This window comes from Dechloromonas sp. ARDL1 (assembly GCF_051122455.1).
In the GTDB taxonomy this organism is placed as follows: Bacteria; Pseudomonadota; Gammaproteobacteria; order Burkholderiales; family Rhodocyclaceae; genus Azonexus.
This window is the reverse complement of record NZ_CP168939.1, coordinates 385,856-403,309: the sequence shown is the minus strand read 5'-3', so window position 1 is coordinate 403,309 and position 17,454 is coordinate 385,856. Positions and strand designations below refer to the sequence as shown.

21 protein-coding genes are annotated in these 17,454 nt (G+C 62.2%); 19 read left to right on the top strand and 2 right to left on the bottom strand.

The window, feature by feature from the left end; translation table 11 throughout:
• Positions 1-2 precede the first annotated feature (2 nt).
• The 5 genes from AB6Q56_RS01945 (at position 3) to AB6Q56_RS01925 (ending at position 5,130) form a co-directional block, all read left to right on the top strand.
• Complete coding sequence (locus AB6Q56_RS01945; RefSeq protein ID WP_434515518.1) at positions 3-1,202, top strand: MFS transporter; 1,200 nt, start codon at positions 3-5, stop codon at positions 1,200-1,202.
• Positions 1,203-1,467: 265 nt separating this feature from the next.
• A complete protein-coding gene (locus tag AB6Q56_RS01940; protein WP_434515517.1) occupies positions 1,468-1,740 on the top strand; it encodes a DUF4062 domain-containing protein in 273 nt (90 codons plus the stop codon).
• Positions 1,741-1,785: 45 nt separating this feature from the next.
• Complete coding sequence (locus AB6Q56_RS01935) at positions 1,786-2,880, top strand: IS5 family transposase (RefSeq protein WP_046535740.1); 1,095 nt, start codon at positions 1,786-1,788, stop codon at positions 2,878-2,880.
• Positions 2,881-3,231: 351 nt separating this feature from the next.
• On the top strand, positions 3,232-3,831 hold the full coding sequence (locus AB6Q56_RS01930; RefSeq protein ID WP_434515516.1) for a hypothetical protein: 600 nt from the start codon (positions 3,232-3,234) through the stop codon (positions 3,829-3,831).
• A 178-nt stretch (positions 3,832-4,009) separates the two neighbouring features.
• Positions 4,010-5,130, top strand: a protein-coding gene (locus tag AB6Q56_RS01925) for an IS3 family transposase (RefSeq protein WP_434517116.1) whose coding sequence is annotated in 2 segments (ribosomal slippage) — positions 4,010-4,259 and positions 4,259-5,130 — 1,122 coding nt in all. Because the reading frame shifts where the segments join, the coding sequence is not laid out codon by codon here.
• 86 nt (positions 5,131-5,216) lie between these two features.
• Here the strand turns inward: AB6Q56_RS01925 and AB6Q56_RS01920 are convergent.
• Positions 5,217-5,573, bottom strand: a complete 357-nt coding sequence (locus AB6Q56_RS01920) for an NAD(P)/FAD-dependent oxidoreductase (protein WP_434515515.1) — start codon at positions 5,571-5,573, stop codon at positions 5,217-5,219.
• 50 nt (positions 5,574-5,623) lie between these two features.
• Between AB6Q56_RS01920 and AB6Q56_RS01915 the strand changes: the two genes are divergently transcribed.
• From AB6Q56_RS01915 to AB6Q56_RS01905, 3 genes are all read left to right on the top strand, one after another.
• Positions 5,624-5,830, top strand: a complete 207-nt coding sequence (locus AB6Q56_RS01915) for a hypothetical protein (RefSeq protein WP_434515514.1) — start codon at positions 5,624-5,626, stop codon at positions 5,828-5,830.
• Positions 5,831-6,024: 194 nt separating this feature from the next.
• Complete coding sequence (locus tag AB6Q56_RS01910; RefSeq protein ID WP_434515513.1) at positions 6,025-6,591, top strand: hypothetical protein; 567 nt, start codon at positions 6,025-6,027, stop codon at positions 6,589-6,591.
• A gap of 50 nt (positions 6,592-6,641) precedes the next feature.
• Positions 6,642-6,884, top strand: a complete 243-nt coding sequence (locus AB6Q56_RS01905) for a hypothetical protein (RefSeq protein ID WP_434515512.1) — start codon at positions 6,642-6,644, stop codon at positions 6,882-6,884.
• A gap of 100 nt (positions 6,885-6,984) precedes the next feature.
• Here AB6Q56_RS01905 and AB6Q56_RS01900 read toward each other — a convergent pair whose 3' ends face one another.
• Positions 6,985-8,199: an NAD(P)/FAD-dependent oxidoreductase gene (locus AB6Q56_RS01900; protein WP_434515511.1), complete on the bottom strand. Its 1,215-nt coding sequence runs from the start codon at positions 8,197-8,199 to the stop codon at positions 6,985-6,987.
• 200 nt (positions 8,200-8,399) lie between these two features.
• Between AB6Q56_RS01900 and creD the strand changes: the two genes are divergently transcribed.
• From creD to AB6Q56_RS01845, 11 genes are all read left to right on the top strand, one after another.
• Entirely contained in the window at positions 8,400-9,773 is a 1,374-nt protein-coding gene (gene creD / locus AB6Q56_RS01895; protein WP_434515510.1) for a cell envelope integrity protein CreD, read from the top strand.
• A gap of 53 nt (positions 9,774-9,826) precedes the next feature.
• Positions 9,827-11,125 carry a glycoside hydrolase family 3 N-terminal domain-containing protein gene (locus AB6Q56_RS01890; protein WP_434515509.1) on the top strand — a complete coding sequence of 433 codons (1,299 nt, stop codon included), beginning with the start codon at positions 9,827-9,829 and terminating at the stop codon, positions 11,123-11,125.
• A 9-nt stretch (positions 11,126-11,134) separates the two neighbouring features.
• Positions 11,135-11,302, top strand: a complete 168-nt coding sequence (locus AB6Q56_RS01885; RefSeq protein ID WP_434515508.1) for a hypothetical protein — start codon at positions 11,135-11,137, stop codon at positions 11,300-11,302.
• A gap of 184 nt (positions 11,303-11,486) precedes the next feature.
• Positions 11,487-11,750 carry a hypothetical protein gene (locus AB6Q56_RS01880; protein ID WP_434515507.1) on the top strand — a complete coding sequence of 88 codons (264 nt, stop codon included), beginning with the start codon at positions 11,487-11,489 and terminating at the stop codon, positions 11,748-11,750.
• A 76-nt stretch (positions 11,751-11,826) separates the two neighbouring features.
• The gene (gene hda / locus AB6Q56_RS01875) at positions 11,827-12,480 is read left to right on the top strand and encodes a DnaA regulatory inactivator Hda (RefSeq protein WP_434515506.1); all 654 of its coding nucleotides are present in this window, start codon (positions 11,827-11,829) and stop codon (positions 12,478-12,480) included.
• Entirely contained in the window at positions 12,477-13,145 is a 669-nt protein-coding gene (locus AB6Q56_RS01870) for an HAD family hydrolase (RefSeq protein ID WP_434515505.1), read from the top strand. The genes hda and AB6Q56_RS01870 overlap by 4 nt, the downstream gene beginning before the upstream one ends.
• A gap of 4 nt (positions 13,146-13,149) precedes the next feature.
• Entirely contained in the window at positions 13,150-14,673 is a 1,524-nt protein-coding gene (locus AB6Q56_RS01865) for a cyclic nucleotide-binding domain-containing protein (protein ID WP_434515504.1), read from the top strand.
• A 90-nt stretch (positions 14,674-14,763) separates the two neighbouring features.
• Positions 14,764-16,110: a polynucleotide adenylyltransferase PcnB gene (pcnB, locus tag AB6Q56_RS01860; protein WP_434515503.1), complete on the top strand. Its 1,347-nt coding sequence runs from the start codon at positions 14,764-14,766 to the stop codon at positions 16,108-16,110.
• Positions 16,107-16,583: a 2-amino-4-hydroxy-6-hydroxymethyldihydropteridine diphosphokinase gene (folK, locus tag AB6Q56_RS01855; RefSeq protein WP_434515502.1), complete on the top strand. Its 477-nt coding sequence runs from the start codon at positions 16,107-16,109 to the stop codon at positions 16,581-16,583. The genes pcnB and folK overlap by 4 nt, the downstream gene beginning before the upstream one ends.
• Before the next feature lie 41 nt (positions 16,584-16,624).
• Complete coding sequence (locus AB6Q56_RS01850; protein WP_434517115.1) at positions 16,625-16,942, top strand: DMT family protein; 318 nt, start codon at positions 16,625-16,627, stop codon at positions 16,940-16,942.
• Between the two features lie 202 nt (positions 16,943-17,144).
• Positions 17,145-17,429, top strand: a complete 285-nt coding sequence (locus tag AB6Q56_RS01845) for a CC/Se motif family (seleno)protein (RefSeq protein ID WP_434515501.1) — start codon at positions 17,145-17,147, stop codon at positions 17,427-17,429.
• The last annotated feature ends 25 nt before the right edge of the window (positions 17,430-17,454 follow it).

Below are 17,454 nucleotides of genomic sequence, written 5' to 3'. Positions count from 1 at the left end.
CCATGCCCGAAGCCCCGGACGCCCAACACCGCCGCGCCGTCACGCTGCTCTCCGTTGCCGCCTTCGCCAGCGCGGCCGCGGCGCGCCTGTGCGACCCGCTGCTGCCCGACCTCGCCCGCAGCTTTGCGACCACGCCGACCGCCGCCGCCTCGGTCATCTCCTCGTTCGCCATCGCCTACGGCATCACGCAGGCCCTGTTCGGCCCGCTCGGCGACCGCCTTGGCAAGTACCGGCTGATCGCCTTGACCACCCTGCTCAGCACACTGGGCGCCGTCGGTTCGGCCGTCGCCTGGTCGCTCGACGCACTGGTCGTTTCCCGCATCCTGCTCGGCGCCACGGCGGCCGGCATCATCCCGCTGTCCATGGCCTGGATCGGCGACACCGTGCATTACGAGCAGCGGCAGGCAACGCTCGCCCGCTTCATGGGTGGGCAGATACTCGGCGCCATCGGCGGCCAGTTCATCGGCGGCCTCTTCGCCGACACCCTCGGCTGGCGCTGGGCCTTCGCTTTCCTGGCCTCGCTGTATCTCGTCATCGGCGCCATCGTGCTGCTCGAATCGCGCGCCAACCCGAGCACCCACCACCGCCACGCCGAAACGCCGCGCAAGGGCATCGTCGGCCAGGCCGTGCAGGTCTTCACCCAACCGTGGGCCAGGGTCATCCTGAGCATCGTATTCCTCGAAGGCATGCTGGTCTTCGGCGCACTGGCCTTCGTGCCCTCCTATCTGCACGAACGCTTCGGCCTCAGCCTCACCATGGCCGGCGCCGCCATGGCCTTCTTCGGCATCGGCGGCCTGACGTACATCCTTGCCGCCCGCCATTTCGTCCGCCGCCTCGGTGAAGTCGGCCTCGCCACCGGCGGCGGCATCCTCGTCGCCCTCGGCTGGGCGATGCTCGCCTGGGGCGAAAGCTGGCTGTGGGCGCTGCCCGCCAGCTACTTCGTCGGCCTCGGCTTCTACATGCTGCACAACACCCTGCAGACCAACGCCACCCAGATGGCTCCCGCCGTCCGCGGCACCGCCGTTTCCCTCTTTGCCTCCAGTTTCTTCCTCGGCCAGTCGCTCGGGGTCATGCTCGCCGCGTACATTCTCGCCGCGGCCGGCATCGTACCCATGCTGCTGATCGCTGCTGTTGGAACGCCCTTGGTTGGGGGCACGCTTTCCTGGCTGCTGGTCAAGCACCACAGCAAGCACTCAGCCTGATAAAAACGCTGGCCATCGTTCAATAGCCCGTCGCGGCCGGGGCAGATACAATCCGCATGACATAACCCCGAGTACGGAGTGTCCGGTTTGTATCTCACCACTAAACTACCTATCTCCGCCAACGTCCATCCCACAAGGCGTTGCGGCTTTCCGCTCCGCCAGCTTATTGGACACGAGGCCGGAATATGGGATGTTTTTGACGTCTACTACTAATTAGGCGCTAAGGGCGGCGCATATTCGCATAACGATCAGCAGAAAAGTATCCATGAGCAAAAAATATCAAGTATTCATTAGCTCCACTTATGAAGACCTCAAAGCCGAGCGAGATCAGGTAATAAAAGCAACATTAGAAATGGGGCACATCCCAGTGGGGATGGAGATGTTTAGCGCAGCAGACGAGGAGCAATGGAACATAATTGCGCGCCAGATAGATGAAGTTGATTACTACTGCATCATTCTTGCTCATAGATATGGATCGGTAGCACCTAGCAGGCTGCTGAAATACTTCCCCATCCTGTCGACGAAACAGCGGGTTTGATCGTTATAGAGATTCACCGAGATTACCGAGAGCACAAAGCGGATCATGCGCGGAGCCGACACCTTCACCGAGAGTTTGTTTACGATGCGTCGCCTGGACGACTTTGTGCCGGCGCAGCACCCGTTGCGGCCGATCCGGGCGATGGTGAATCGGGCGCTCAAGGATATCGAACCCCTGCTCAGCGGCATGTATGCCGCCGACGTCAAAGGCGGTCGCCCCAGCATTGCCCCGGAGAAACTCCTGCGTGCCATGCTGCTGCAAATCTTCTACAGCATTCGCTCGGAACGGCAATTGATGGAGCAGACCCAGTACAACCTGCTCTTTCGCTGGTTCATCGGCCTATCGATGGACGATGCAGTCTGGGTGCCCACCGTCTTCACCAAGAATCGCGAACGCCTGATTGCCCACGATGCCGTGATCGAACTCTTCAATGCGGTACTGGCCATTGCCGAGAAGCAGAACTGGCTATCAGGCGAACATTTCAGTGTCGACGGCACGCTCATCCAGGCTTGGGCGGGACACAAGAGTTTCCTGCGCAAGGACGGCGGAGATGATGAAGGCGGCGGCAATTTCAAGGGCCAGTCACGCAGCAATGACACCCACGCCTCACGTACCGACCCGGATGCCCGACTGTACCGCAAGGGCAATACCGCCAGTGAGTTGCGCTACATGGGACACACCTTGAGCGACAACCGCCACGGACTCATTGCCAGTGCGGTCGTGACCACGGCCGATGGCTATGCCGAGCGGGAAGTTGCCAAGGCCCTGATCGCCGATGCCCGCCAAGTCGCCGGCGAAACGGCTGAAATCACCCTCGGCGCGGACAAGGGCTACGATGCCCAGGAATTCATTGCGGCACTCATCGAACTGAATGTCATTCCCCATGTGGCGCAGAACACCAGCCATCGCCGTTCTGCCGTGCCGGACGACATTGCCGGCAGTGACGGTTACGCGATCTCCCAGCAAAAGCGCAAACTCATCGAACAGGGATTCGGCTGGGCCAAGTTCATTGGGCCGATACGCCAGGTGATGGTGCGCGGACTGGAGAAGGTCGATCAGTTGTTCGTGCTGACCATGGCCGCCTACAACCTGACGCGCATGCGCTCCTTGGGAGCAATCCGTCCGCTGGGGGCAATATGATAGGAAAACACCTCGGAATCCCTGTAAAACACGTGCGAACGACCGAAAATCCGCTTCGCCTTACGAAAAACGACTCCGTTCCATGCCACCGTCTGCAGTTGCAGGGCGGTATTTCAGCAGCCTGCTAGCGGAACCAGCTACACCGAGAAGGAATACGAATATGCAATATCGAAAGGCATACCCATCCTAGGGTTTGTTATCACTGACGGCGCAGCATGGCCGGCCGACCAAGTTGAAAGTGACCCACAAAAACGAGAGCGGCTCGAACAATTCAGGGCAAGAGTTAAGAGCAGGATGGTCAATTTCTGGTCCAACAGAAACGACCTTCATGCGAAGTTTTCAATTGCTCTCATGAAGGCATTCGTAACTCATCCGAGAACCGGCTGGAGCAAAGCCAGTGATGTTGCTGGCCCTGAAGTAATAAAAGAATTATCACGGCTTAGCGCCGAAAATACGGATCTACGCAAACAGATAGAAACACTGCAACGCATAGAGCGGGAACATGATCGCGATGCAGTGTCGGAAGTTTTTAACACTCTTGAGCGCAATACGGTTAATGCTTACGTGCGATTCAAGGCTGGCGAATGGGGTGACCCAATAAAGGTTACCTTGTTGAGTATTTTTGCATCAATCGCCCCCAACATGATTATCGAGAACTATCCAGAAGAGATAGCAAGAGATGCCGCTCTCGGAATATCCGGTAAAACAAACTATCATCAAGACTGGCCTGTACCACAAAACTATATTCAAAGCTGGATCGCAGACTTCCACGCACTTGAACTTATTCAGCCGTCAACAAAAAAGCATCCCGTAAGCGACTCGAACGACTACTGGAGTCTTACTGACTTAGGGAAAAAACTTCTTTCCGGCCTTAGAAAGTTCCGTCTCAAGCAGGCAAAGACCAAAGAAACAGAGGCCCCGTCAGAGCATCCATCAACAACAGGCGAGTAAGCCACGATCTTAACTTAGTGCCATTCGGGTCAGCCCCCATTTTCTCTACCGCTTTCGACTAGGTCTTTCCCGATGCGTTCTGGTTGCTGGCCCTAGGTTCATCCAGCATGTGAGGTGCCCCCCGTAATCAGTGCCACCGGCAATTTAGTAAAGTCCGTTTTCGAGAAGGAGAATGGACTTGAAGAAGCGGTTTTCAGAAGAGCAGATCATCGGTTTTTTGCAGCAGGCGGAAGCCGGCGTGGCGATCAAGGAACTGTGCCGGCAACACGGCTTCAGTGACGCCTCGTTCTACAACTGGCGGGCGAAATTCGGCGGCATGTCAGTTCCGGATGCGAAGCGCCTGAAGGAACTGGAAGCCGAGAACGCCAAGCTCAAACGCCTACTGGCCGAATCGATCCTTGATGCCGAAGCTCTCAAAGCGGCCTTGGGCCGAAAGCGCTGAGCCCCCAGCAAAAGCGTGAGTCAGTCATGGTGATGCGGAAAGCGACAGCAATTTCCCAACGCCGTGCCTGCCAGCTGGTGGGTTTGTCACGCACGGTCCTGCATTACGTATCGAAGGCGCAGCCGGAGAACGAGCAGTTGCAAGCCAGGCTGGTCGAACTGGCCGGCGAGCGCCGCCGGTTCGGCTATCGCCGCTTGCATGCGCTGGTTCGGCGAGAGGGCGTTCGAGCCAATCACAAACGGATTTATCGGCTCTACAGTGATGCCGGTCTGTCAGTTCGGCGCCGCAAAAAGCGACATGGTGTGGCTGTTGAGCGGCAGGCACTGGAACGCCCTACCGAGCCCAACCAAGTTTGGTCGATGGATTTTGTCAGTGACGCGCTGGCCAATGGCCGCCGGATCAAGGTGCTGACCATCGTCGATGATTTCAGCAAGGAGGCCATCGATCTCGCGGTCGACTTCGGCATTTCAGGCCATTACGTTACGCGTGTTCTTGATCAGGCGGCTCGCTTCCGGGGCTACCCCAAGGCCATTCGAACTGACCAGGGACCAGAATTTACCGGCAAAGCGCTCGACCAGTGGGCCTGCCAGCATGGCGTTCAGCTCAAACTGATCCAGGCCGGGAAACCCACGCAGAACGCGTTCATCGAGAGCTTCAACGGACGCTTCCGAGATGAGTGCCTGAATGACTATTGGTTTACGAGCTTGCCACAGGCTCGTATCCTGATCGCCGCCTGGCGCCGGGACTACAACCAGCATCGGCCGCACAGCGCATTGAATTATCAAACCCCGGCAGAGTTCGCGGCCGAGCATCGGGCAACCACCTCTGCCCAGCCAGCCGCCGAAGAATGTCTTTAACGGTACAACCCAAGGACTTTTACTAAAACGCCCTTGGCACTAAAACCGGGGGCACCTCACATGAGCCAGCCTTCCGGCGAAACCGGTCAGGCAAATTGCCCGGCAACCCAGCCGGATGACCAGGCCCACTGGAAGTTATAGCCGCCCAGCCAGCCGGTGACGTCGACCACTTCCCCGATGAAGTAGAGGTGGGACGATCCCTTGGTTTCCATCGTCTTTGACGAGAGGACCGCAGTCGACACGCCGCCCAGGGTGACTTCTGCTTTGGCGAAGCCGAGCGTACCGGATGGCATCAATGGCCAGACGTTGAGCGCCCGGGCGATGGCATCGAGATCGTGATTCGACAGTTCGCTGATCGGCCGGCTCTGGTGTTTTTTTTCCCTCTTGCAGCAGGCACCATTCCCGCGAAACGGCGCGGCAGGTGTTCGGAGAGCAGGCTGCATAACATTAGGGGTCTGCCCCCTATTGATCACTGCAGACCACCGCCACCCAGATGGCCCCCGCCACGCGCGGTACTGCCGTCTCGCTGTTCGCCCCCCGCTTCTTCCTCGGCCAGTCGCTCGGGGTCATGGGCGCAACGCACATCCTCGCCACGGCTGGCATCGTTCCGATGCTGCTAATTGCTGCCGTGGCGACACCCGCGATTGGCCTTACGCTGGCCTGGCTGCTGGCACTACATCGGCGCAAGACGGCTACTTGATAGCGTAGTGTTTCGCCATACCGAGGGCGAATGCAGGTGAGAGTCAGCCACTCAATCTCGGGAGATCACCTCAACATCAGGCTTGAGCCTTGTTATTCCACATGGTTCACGGCACGATGACATGAGTATTCTTTTCTCGCGCTTCATGAGCGACTCCCCCAGCGGTTCGCACCTTCGACATCAATGGAGACCCTATGCAGAAACCTGTGGCCTATTTCGTAGCTTTTCTGATCATCATCGGTTTGTACGGCTGCGCCGCAAAAGTGACCAAGGAAGAAGATTCGGGCATGCCGCGCGCCGAGAAAAAACTTGGACTCAGTCCTTCCGCCACCAACAAAGTGGTATTCCTTATCGACGGAAATGACTCCGTGAAATCAGGAAAGCACTGGGAACTCTTTCTTGAAGACTGGAACAGTTCGATGACTGCTGCAACAGCGGAAGCAAACATCGGTTTCATGAAGATCGGCAGTGAGGAAAAGATACCTTCAGAAGTGGCAACCCTTGTTCGTGTCACCGTAAACGACTATCGCTATATGGCTCAATGGGCAAGGTACCTGGTGGGGGTTATGGCGGGCAATGCGTTCATGGACGTAACTGTAGAGTTTCTTGAACTACCATCGCACAAACAGCGGGGGACACGCAGCTACAAAACCTCAACCAGCGGCGGTCAAGGAATCTTCTCAGCGGCGTCACCAAAGCAAATTGAAGCAGTTTCAGTCGAGATCGTCAGCGAAATCAAGGGCGCCAGCGCCCGGCAATAACTAGGTAGCAAAACCGTGGTCCGTCCCCGAATATTCGATGGAGAAAATCCATGCCATTTCCACCAGAAGAACGCGAGGCATTACTGGGCGTAAAGGGGGTTGGCCCTACCGTGGTGGCTCGCCTTGAACAAATGGGGGTTGAATCATTGCTCCAACTCAGCAAAGCCAATGTAATGGATATCGTGTCTCAAGCCTCGACGATCGTCGGTTCCACTTGCTGGAAAAACAGTCCACAAGCTCGTGCCGCCATTCAGGCCGCAATAGTGCTGGCGCAGTCGCATCATGCGCGATAGTGGCCTGAACCCGGCTTTCATCCCGGGTGGCTTCGGCTTTTGGCGATGCGCTTGCCGAACCGTGGCCTATACAGCCTGATTCCGCCCTCTGAAAAACACTTCAGGCAAACTGCCCGGCAACCCAGCCGGATGACCAGGCCCACTGGAAGTTGTAGCCGCCCAGCCAGCCGGTGACATCAACGACTTCGCCGATGAAGTAGAGGCCGGGCGCTCCCTTGGCTTCCATCGTCTTTGACGAGAGGGCCGCAGTCGACACGCCGCCTAGGGTGACTTCGGCCTTCGCGAACCCCAGCGTGCCGGAGGGCATCAGCGGCCAGGCGTTGAGCGCCCGGGCGACGGCATCCAGATCGCGATTCGACAGTTCGCTGATCGGCCGGGTCTGGAATTTTTCGCCCCCCTGCAGGAGACACCACTCCTGGGCGAAGCGGCGTGGCAGGTGTTCGGCGAGCAGATTGGGCAGGTGAATGCGGCCCTGACGGTGCTCGGCCAGCCATTCACCGGCATCGCGACCGGGCAGCAGGTCGATTTCCACCGGCAGTTTCTTGCCCCCGCCGTACTCCTGCATTTGCCAGTAGCTCGACACCTGCAGGATGGCCGGGCCGGAAAGGCCGCGGTGGGTGATCAGCACGTTTTCGCGGAAGGCCGCGCCTTCGAAGCAGGCGGCGGCATCGAGCGTGGCGCCGGCCATCGGCTTGAGCGGGGCGAGCAGTTCCGGCCCCAGCGCCAGCGGCACAAGCGCCGGTTTCGGGGCGATGACAGGAATGCCGAATTGCTCGGCCAGCTTGTAGCCGAAGGGACTGGCACCGATCTGTGGAATCGACAGCCCGCCCGTGGCGACAACCAGCGACTGGCAGGAAAAAGTCCCGCTCGCCGTGCGCAGGGTGTAACGCTTGTGCTCGACATCCGGGTGGCGCTCGACGCCGTGCACCGCGCAGTCAAGCGCCCAGCGCACCTGCACGGCATCGCAGGCATCGCGCAGCATGTCGATGATTTCAACCGCCGAGTCATCGCAGAACAACTGCCCGTGTTCGCGCTCGTGATAGGGGATTCGCCGCTTCTCGACCATGGCGATGAAGTCGTACTGGCTGAAGCGGGCGAGCGCCGAACGGCAGAAATGCGGGTTCTGCGACAGATAATTGTCGGCGCTGACTGTCCGGTTGGTGAAGTTGCAGCGCCCGCCGCCGGAGATGCGGATACGCTCGCCGATTTTTGCTGCGTGATCGACCAGCAAGACCCGCCTTCCCCGCGCACCGGCCTGGGCCGCGCACATCATGCCGGCTGCGCCGGAACCAATGATGATGACGTCGAAATGCATGGGGAAATCCGATCGGAAAGAGGCGCTGGATAATAAGGCAATCGGGATGTCCATCATAGGGGAGACGCCTGCTTGCCGCTGCCTTGCACCGAAAAGCCCCCCTTCTCTTCACGCTCGCTTCACACGCCTTCACCGGCACTTCGGAACCCGTTCACACCCGCCGCCCACACTGACGCCCAATTCAACCCAGGGAGCCAGAAATGGACAAGAAACTGCTCTTCAAGTTGGCGGCGATTTTCTTCATGTCGCTGCTATTGCTGGTGCCGCTCGGCCTGATCGAGGGCCAGATCCGCGAGCGCAGCCAGCGTCAGAACGAGGTGCAGGCGAGCATCGCCAACAGCGCGGCGGGCGAGCAATTGCTGGTGGCGCCGGTGATCGCCGTCTCGTACCGCGAACAGGTCGATGTCGCCATGCCCCGCGAGGGCAACCCGGAACAGACGACGGTGCGCACCCGCATCGTCGAGCGCACGCTGCTCGTGCCGCCGGAAAAACTGGAAATGCTCGGCGAGACGGCGGTGGAAACGCGTAACCGGGGCATCTACCAGGCGCGGCTGTTCCGCCTCGGCCTCGGCACCAGCGGGCGTTTCCTGCTCAAGCCGCTGGCCGAACTGCCCAGCGGCGGGCGCATCGTGTCGGCTCGGGCCCGGCTGTTGCTCGGCATCGCCGACCCGCGCGGCGTCAATAACGACCCGGAAGTGACGATCAACGGCAAGATGCATCGCTTCGCTTCGGCGAGCAGCAAGAATGAGCCGCCGGCTACGGCCACCGCCCCCGACAGCACCGCCGCTCAGGCCGCGCCGACCAACCGACTGGCCATCGACCTCGGGCCGCTTGATCTGCAGCGCGAAAGCCGCTTCGATTTCAGCTTCCCGCTGCAGCTGACCGGCACCACCCGGCTAGCCATTGCACCGACCGGCGAGGCCAACCACATCGAACTGAAATCCGCCTGGCCGCACCCGAATTTCGGCGGTCGCTTCCTGCCCACCGCGCGTAGCGTCGGCAAGGACGGCTTCACCGCCCGCTGGGACATCTCGCATCTGGCCCGCAATTTCGAGGCGACGCAGAAGCCGGGTAGCGGCGAGGTGCTGAGCATCGATTTCGTCGATCCGGTGAATGTCTATCTGCAATCGGAGCGCGCGGTGAAGTACGGCGTGCTGTTCATCGTGCTGACCTTCGCCGGCTTCTTCCTGACCGAAATCCTGCGCCGGGCGCCGATCCACCCCATGCAATACCTGCTGGTCGGGCTGGCGCTGGCCATCTTCTTCCTGCTGCTGATCGCGCTGTCCGAACACCTCAGTTTCGTGCTCGCCTACGCGGCATCGGCGGCGGCGTGCATCGGGCTGATCGCCTTCTACCTCGCCGGGGCGCTGGGCGGCGCACGCCAGGGTTTTGCCTTCGGCGCCGGGCTGAGCGGCCTGTACGGTGTACTCTACGGCGTGCTGCTTTCCGAGGACAACTCGCTGCTCATGGGCAGCCTGCTGCTTTTCCTTGCCTTGGGCGCCACCATGCTCGCCACCCGCCGCGTCGACTGGTATCGCCTGAGTGGCCAGATCAGCGGCCCGGACCAGGCATGAGCGCCGCGTTCCGCCGGGTGGCCACAACCGCCGCCCGGCTTGCGGGCTGGCTGGTGCCTCCGCTGCTGCTGATCCACGCCTGGCACCTCAAGCACCCGCTGCTGTTCTGGCTGCGCGACTGGGAAACCGGGCTGCTGCTCGGTACGGCGCTGCTCGGGTTGATCTGGCGGCGGCACCTGCCGCGGCACATGGTCTGGGTGCTGGTCGCAGTGCTGGCCGTGACGCTGTGGCGCGAAGCCGAGTACCGCGCCCAGCGCGATGCGGTGCTCGACGCCGGAGAAGCGATGCAGGCGGTGGGCCGGCATTTCATCGTCGGCTATACCGACTTCGAGGAGGTCAAGCTGCTCGCCGCACGCGGCCTCATCGGCGGCATCTACCTCGCCCGGCGCAACCTGCGCGGCCGCGAACTGGCCGAGGTGGCGGCCGAGATCGAAGCCCTGCAGGCCATTCGTCGGCGGGCCGAACTGCCGCCGCTGATCGTGGCCGGCGACCAGGAAGGCGGGCCGGTGTCGCACCTGTCGCCGCTGCTCGAAGCGATGCCGCCGCTGGCCAGCGTGGCCGGCCACGGCGATGACGCCGGCTATCGCTACGGGCTACAACAGGCAGCAGGGCTGGCGGCGCTGGGGGTGAATCTCAACTTCGGCCCGGTGGTGGACCTGCGTCCGCCCGGTGCCGACAACCCGCACGACCGCCTGACCCGACTTTCGGCACGCGCCATCTCGAACGATCCGGCCACCGTCAGCATCGTGGCCGGCGGCTATATCGACGGCCTCAATGAAAGCGGCGTGCGGGCAACGATCAAACACTTCCCCGGCCTGGCGCGCGTCCGAGCCGATACCCACCTGTTCGCCGCGCGGCTCGACGACACACCCGACGAACTGGCCGCCGACTGGCAACCCTTCCGGACCCTCGCCCACCACCCCGGTACGGCGATGATGCTCGGCCACGTCACGCTAGCCGCCATCGACCCCGAGCGCGCCGCCTCGCATTCGAGCGCCGTCGTCGACGGCCTGCTGCGCGGCGACTGGGGTTACGAGGGGGTGCTGGTCACCGACGACCTGAACATGGGCGCCGTGTTCGACCTCGGCATCGGCCGGGTGGCGGCCGAGGCACTCGCTGCCGGCGTCGATCTGGTACTGGTCTCCTACGACCCGCGCCAGGTCTATCGTGCCCTCCACGGTGCGGCGCAGGCTTTGAAGGACGGGAAAATTGGCCGGCCCAAGCTGGACCGCAGCGCAAGGCGCCTGGACGATTTCGCAGTCCGGCCACGCCCTCCATTACGCCACGCCGGCAATGCCAAACTCATCGAAACGGGGTCGTTTCGTGCGCAGGAGGCCCCGGCCGATTCCTGATCCGCAACCATGAACTCACCCGGTGACCGCATGCAGCCGATCCCCTTGTCCGGCACGCCCCCGCTGACCGGCCCAGACCCCGAGCAGAAACGGCGCGGGATTCTCGACTGCTTCCACGCCACCTTCGACCGCTACGAGCAGTTGTTCGAAGTCCTGAGCTGCGACGAGGCCTACTAGCGCAAGCCGATTTCGCTGCGCCACCTGCTGATCTTCTATTTCGGCCACACGGCGACCTTCTTCATCAACAAGCTGTTGCTCGCCGGGCAGATCGAGCAGCGCATCAACCCCCATTTCGAGTCAATGTTCGCCATCGGCGTCGATGAAATGAGCTGGGACGACCTGCTGTGTGCCAATAGGCACCGTGCATACCCGCCTCAACCCCGGCGGTCTGCTCGTGCTCGCCTCGCCCAACACCTGGCTGGAGGAACATACAAAGCACGAGGACTGGATCGGCGGTTTCAAGAAGGACGGCGAGAACTTCACCACGCAGGATGGCTTGAAGGCGCTGCTCGGCCAGCATTTTCGCCTGCCCTCCGGCCCCGAATCGCTGCCCTTCGTGATCCGCGAGACCAAGTACAAGTTCCAGCACACGCTGTCGGAAGTAACGAGCTGGGAACGCCGCTGAGCGGGGATTCGGCGTGGCAGCTGGCTGCGCGGTGCTAAAATCCCCGCTCAGCCCATTTGCCAATTGATTTCGCTCGATGCGCCAGCTCACCCTCGACCTGCTGCCGGAAAGTCCGCCCTCGCTGGACAACTTCGTCCCCGGCACCAACGCCGAGACCGTCGCGGCGCTGACCGAATGGCTGGCCGGCGGGCGTCCGGATACCTCGTTCTGCCTTTACGGCGAATCGGGCTGTGGCCGTTCCCATCTATTGCTGGCTACCGGCTTCGCCTACGTCGATGCCGCGCTCAATCCTTCGCTGGCCGGGATTAGCGCCGGCGAAACGCTGGCCGTGGACAACGTCGACCAGCTCGATGCCGACGGGCAGGTGGCACTGTTTGCGCTGTTCAACCAGATGAAGATGGACGGCGGACGGCTGCTCACCGCCGCCCCCCAGCCTCCGGCCCACCTGGCGCTGCGCGAAGACCTGCGTACCCGCCTCGGTTCCGGCCTGATCTACCGCCTGCAACCCTTGTCCGATGCCGAAAAGGCGGATGCCATCGCCACCCTGGCCAAGGAAAGGGCGCTCAAGCTGTCGCCGGAAATGATCGGCTACCTGCTGCGCCATGTCTCGCGCGACATGCGCACCCTGGCCATGCTGGTCGTCGCCCTAGACCAATACACCCTTGAACAAAAACGCCCGGTCACGCTGCCCCTGCTGCGCGAACTGCTTTCCCTGGAACACGACGCATGAATCTCGCCCTTTTCGACCTCGACAACACCCTCCTCGCCGGCGACTCGGATTTCGAGTGGGCGCAATTCCTGATCTCCAAAGGCGTCGTCGACCGCGAGGTGCAGGAAGCCAAGAACATCCAGTTCTACGAGGACTATAAGGCCGGCACGCTCGACATCTACGAATTCCTGGCCTTCCAGCTGGCCCCGCTGGCCCGCCACAACCGCGCCGAACTCGACGCCTGGCACAAGGAATACGTCGAACGCCACATCCGGCCGATCATGACCGTCAAGGCGCGCACGCTGGTCCTCGAGCACCTGGCCGCCGGCGATCTGTGCGCCATTGTCACCGCCACCAATAGCTTCGTCACCGGGCCCATCGCCCGCGAATTCGGCATCCACCACCTGATCGGCACCATCCCGGCAGTCGATGTCGCAACCGGCGCCTTCACCGGCCAGCCGACCGGCACGCCGTCATTCCAGGGCGGCAAGATCACCCGCGTCGAGGGCTGGCTTGAATCGTTGGGCCTGTGGTGGGGCGCTTTCGACAACAGCTATTTCTACAGCGACTCGCACAACGACCTGCCGCTGATGCAGAAAGTGACCAAGCCGGTGGCCGTCGATCCCGACGAAAAGCTGCGTACCCACGCCGAGGCCAACGGCTGGAGCATCCTGAGCCTGCGCTGAGATCATGCTGCGCATCCCCTTCCTGAGCGCGGAGGCGCCTTACGCGATCATCGCGATGGCCCTGCTGCTGATGGTCATCCTCCGCCCGCTCCGGGCGATGCGCCCCTCGCTGATCAACACCAGCGTCTTCTTCCTCGCCTGCCTGATCGGCGACGTGCTGGCCGGCCTGGTTTCCGGCGGCTCCACCAGCAGGGCCGCAGCCGGTTGGCTACGCCAGCTGGCCGTCTTCGGCGAAGGCCTGGCGGTCATCCGTTTCGCCGGCCTGGCCTTCTTCAATGTCGCGCTGCCCCGGATGAACCTGCGGATTTCGGGCATCCTCGGCGACATCCTGGTCATCATCGCCTACATCGGCTGGGCCTTCTTCCGCCTCAATCTCGCCGGCGTCGAACTCAACCACCTGTTTGCCAGCACCGCCATTCTCACCGCCGTGCTGGCCATTTCCATGCAGGACACCCTGGGTAACCTGCTCGGCGGCGTCGCCCTGCAAATGGACAATTCGCTGGAAATCGGCGACTGGATCCGCATCGACGACCTCTCCGGCCAGGTCACCGACATCCAGTGGCGTTTTACGGCGCTGGTGACACGCAACGGCGAAAAGGTCGTTGTGCCCAACAGCCAGCTGATGAAGGGCCGTTACTACGTGCTCTGCGACAAGCACCAGCCCCAGCCCGGCTGGCGCCGCAGCATCGGTTTCAACGTAGACCTCGCCGTCCCGCCCGGCAAGGTCATCGACCTGATTCAAACCGACATTGCCGATGCCAACATCCCCAACATCGCGCTCGACCCCGCCCCGAATTGCGTGCTGATGGATTTCGGCCCCGGCTACGCCCACTACGTGCTGCGCTACTGGCTGCTCAACCCGAAACTCGACGACCCGACGGACTCCGACGTCCGGGTGCATATCCTGGCCACCCTGCAGCGCAACGGTATCCGCCTGGCCACCGACGACCACACCATCCATCTCGTCGAAGAAGGCGCCAAGCACCGCAAGGAAGTGGAAAGCCGCGAAATGCGGCGCCGCCTGCTGGCCATCGACGGCATCGAGTTGTTCGCCCGGCTGGCCGATACGGAAAAGCAACACCTCGCCGAACACCTGGTCAAGGCTCCCTTCGCGCGTGGCGACATCATCACCCGCCAGGGCGCCATCGCCCACTGGCTGTACATCATGGTCAGCGGCGAGGCCGAAGCCTGGTGGCAGCCGCCGGAAGGCCCCCGCCGCCTGCTGGAAAAGCGCGGCCCGGGCAGCGTCTTCGGCGAAATCGGCCTGATGACCGGCGCACCGCGCCGCGCCACCGTCATCGCCAGCACCAACGTCGAAGCCTACCGACTGGACAAGGCCGGCTTCCAGTCCATCATCGAGCAACGGCCGGAACTGGCCGATATGCTGTCGAGCATCCTCGAACGCCGCCTGCAGCGCTTTGCCGAACTGGAACAGGGCTATTCCCAGGGACAGAACGAACTGGTCCGCAATACCCCGGGTAGCGCCGACATCGGCCGCAAGATCCGCGACTTCTTCGGGCTCGGCTGATGGCGCATCGGAAAAATCCGTGAATAATCACCGGCTTCCGGTAAAATCTCATCTTTTTGCAGCGCCTTCACGCTGCCCGAACGGTAATACGTGATCCGCAAACTCATTTCCCGCGTCTTCAGCGGCAAAAAACCCAGGGCCAACCGCCACGAGCCGGCCGTCATCCCCGTCTCCAGCCACGGCATCACCCGCGACCGCATCAGCAGCGGCAGCCGCCGCGTCTGCGAGACGCTGCAGAGCCACGGCCACAAGGCCTACGTCGTCGGCGGTGCCGTGCGCGACCTGCTGATCGGCGCCGACCCCAAGGACTTCGACGTCGCCACCGATGCCACGCCCGAGGAAGTGCGGCGCTACTTCCGCCGCTCGCGCATCATCGGCCGCCGCTTCCAGATCGTGCACGTCATGATGGGCCAGGAAACGCTGGAGGTGACCACCTTCCGTGGCGCACTCGGTGACGACGTGAAGAAGGACGAACACGGTCGCGTGCTGCACGACAACGTTTTCGGCTCGCAGGCCGAGGATGCGGCCCGCCGCGACTTCACCGCCAACGCCCTGTACTACGACCCGGCCACCGAAGCGGTGATCGATTACCACCACGGCGTCGGCGACCTCAAGCAGAAAACCCTGCGCATGATCGGCGAGCCGCGCGCCCGCTACCGCGAAGACCCGGTACGCATGCTGCGCGCCGTCCGCCTGGCGGCCAAGCTCGGCCTGTCCATCGATCCGGAAGCGAAAAAGCCGATCCGCGAAATGGCCGTCCTGCTCGAAAACGTGCCGCCCGCCCGCCTGTTCGACGAAATGCTCAAGCTGTTGACCTCGGGCCACTCGGTCAAGTGCCTGACCCAGTTGCGCGACGAGGGCCTGCACCATGGCCTGTTGCCCCTGCTCGACGTCATCCTCGAACAGCCGCTGGGCGAGAAGTTCGTCATGCTGTCGCTGGCCAACACCGACGACCGCGTGCGGCGCGGCAAGGGAACCTCCCCCGGCTTTCTGTTCGCCACGCTGCTCTGGCACGAGGTGCTGGCGCACTGGGAAAAGCTCAAGGCCAAGGGCGAGCCGAAGATTCCTGCCCTCTATTCAGCGATGGACACCGTGCTCGACGTGCAGGGCGAAAAACTCGCCATCACCCGCCGCATTGCCGGGGATATCAAGGACATCTGGGCGCTGCAGCCGCGCTTCGAACAACGTGCCGGCAAGCGCCCGTACGCCCTGCTCGAACAGCCGCGCTTCCGCGCCGGCTACGATTTCCTGGTGCTACGCGCCCAGGCCGGCGAACTTGACATGGAGATCGCCGAATGGTGGACGCGCTTCCAGAACGTCGAGGGCGACAAGCGCGCCGACATGCTGCTGCCCGAACAGGCCGGCGACAAGAAGAAGCGCCGGCGCCGCAAGAAACCGGCCAACACCGGCGCTTCCAGTCACCCCGCGAGCGAATGAATACCGCCTACATCGCACTCGGAGCCAACCTCGACGATCCGGCCGCGACCGTCCGCGCGGCCTTTGCCGCGCTGGCCAACCTGCCGGACAGCCGCATCGTCCACTGCTCCTCGCTGTACCGCACTGCCCCAGTCGGTATTGCCGACCAGCCGGAATTCATCAACGCCGTCGCCGAGCTGGAAACCAGCCTGGCGCCGGAGGCCCTGCTCGATGCCCTGCTCGAGATCGAACAGCGCTTCGGCCGCATCCGCGCCGAACGCAACGGGCCGCGCACGCTCGACCTCGACCTGCTGCTCTACAACGACCAGTACCTCGACCTGCCGCGCCTGACCCTGCCGCATCCCCGCCTGCACCTGCGCGCCTTCGTGCTCCAGCCGCTGGCGGAAATCGCCCCCGATCTCGTCATTCCCGGGCGCGGCACCGTCGCCGCCTGGCTGCCGGCCGTCGCCAATCAGGGCATCGTCAAGTTGTGAGCTTGTTCGGCCTGCACATCCCCGTGCTGTGGCAGACGGTGATGCTGCTCACCTTGTCGAACGTTTTCATGACCTTCGCCTGGTACGCCCACCTCAAGAATCTCAATGACAAGCCCTGGTGGATCGCCGCGCTGTTTTCATGGGGCATCGCGCTGTTCGAGTACCTGATTCAGGTGCCGGCCAACCGCATCGGCCATACCGAACTCGACCTCGGCCAGCTCAAGATCCTGCAGGAAATCATCACCCTTACGGTGTTCGTTCCCTTCGTTGTCTTTTACATGAATCAGCCACTCAAGCTCGACTACTTGTGGGCGGCTCTGTGCATCCTGGGCGCCGTTTATTTTGTTTTCAGGTCATAAAGCCCGCCAACCGACGCAACCGCTCATATCGGCCAGACGACCGCACACCGGTGCCGGGCGACCGCTGGCCTGAAGACCGAAAAGCAAGCGACGAATCTTTCTAGAATGAACGTCGAGCGCGCGGGACACTCTCCAGCTTCTGCTTTTTATGCTCCCAGGCGCCAGATTTGCCACCAAGACCAACATCGCCAGGAGTTTCGCCATGCTTACCCTATCGGAAGACGCCTTGGCGTTGATCGCCGAGCGCAAACAGCCGGTCCTCATTGACATGCCGCAAAGCATCGAAGGCTGCTGCCTGGAGATAACGCCCTGCCCTTCCGTGCGTTTCGGCACGCCACGCAACCGAAGCGGATATACGCTGAGGGAAATTCGGAATACTCAAGTTTTCGTACCGGACAGCCTCCCGAACACGCGACCGCTCACCATACGCACGCGCAACCTGCTCGGCCTCAGACTGCTCTTCCTCGATGGCTGGAGGCTCGTTTAGGATTCACCCGAGTCGCCACGGCGAG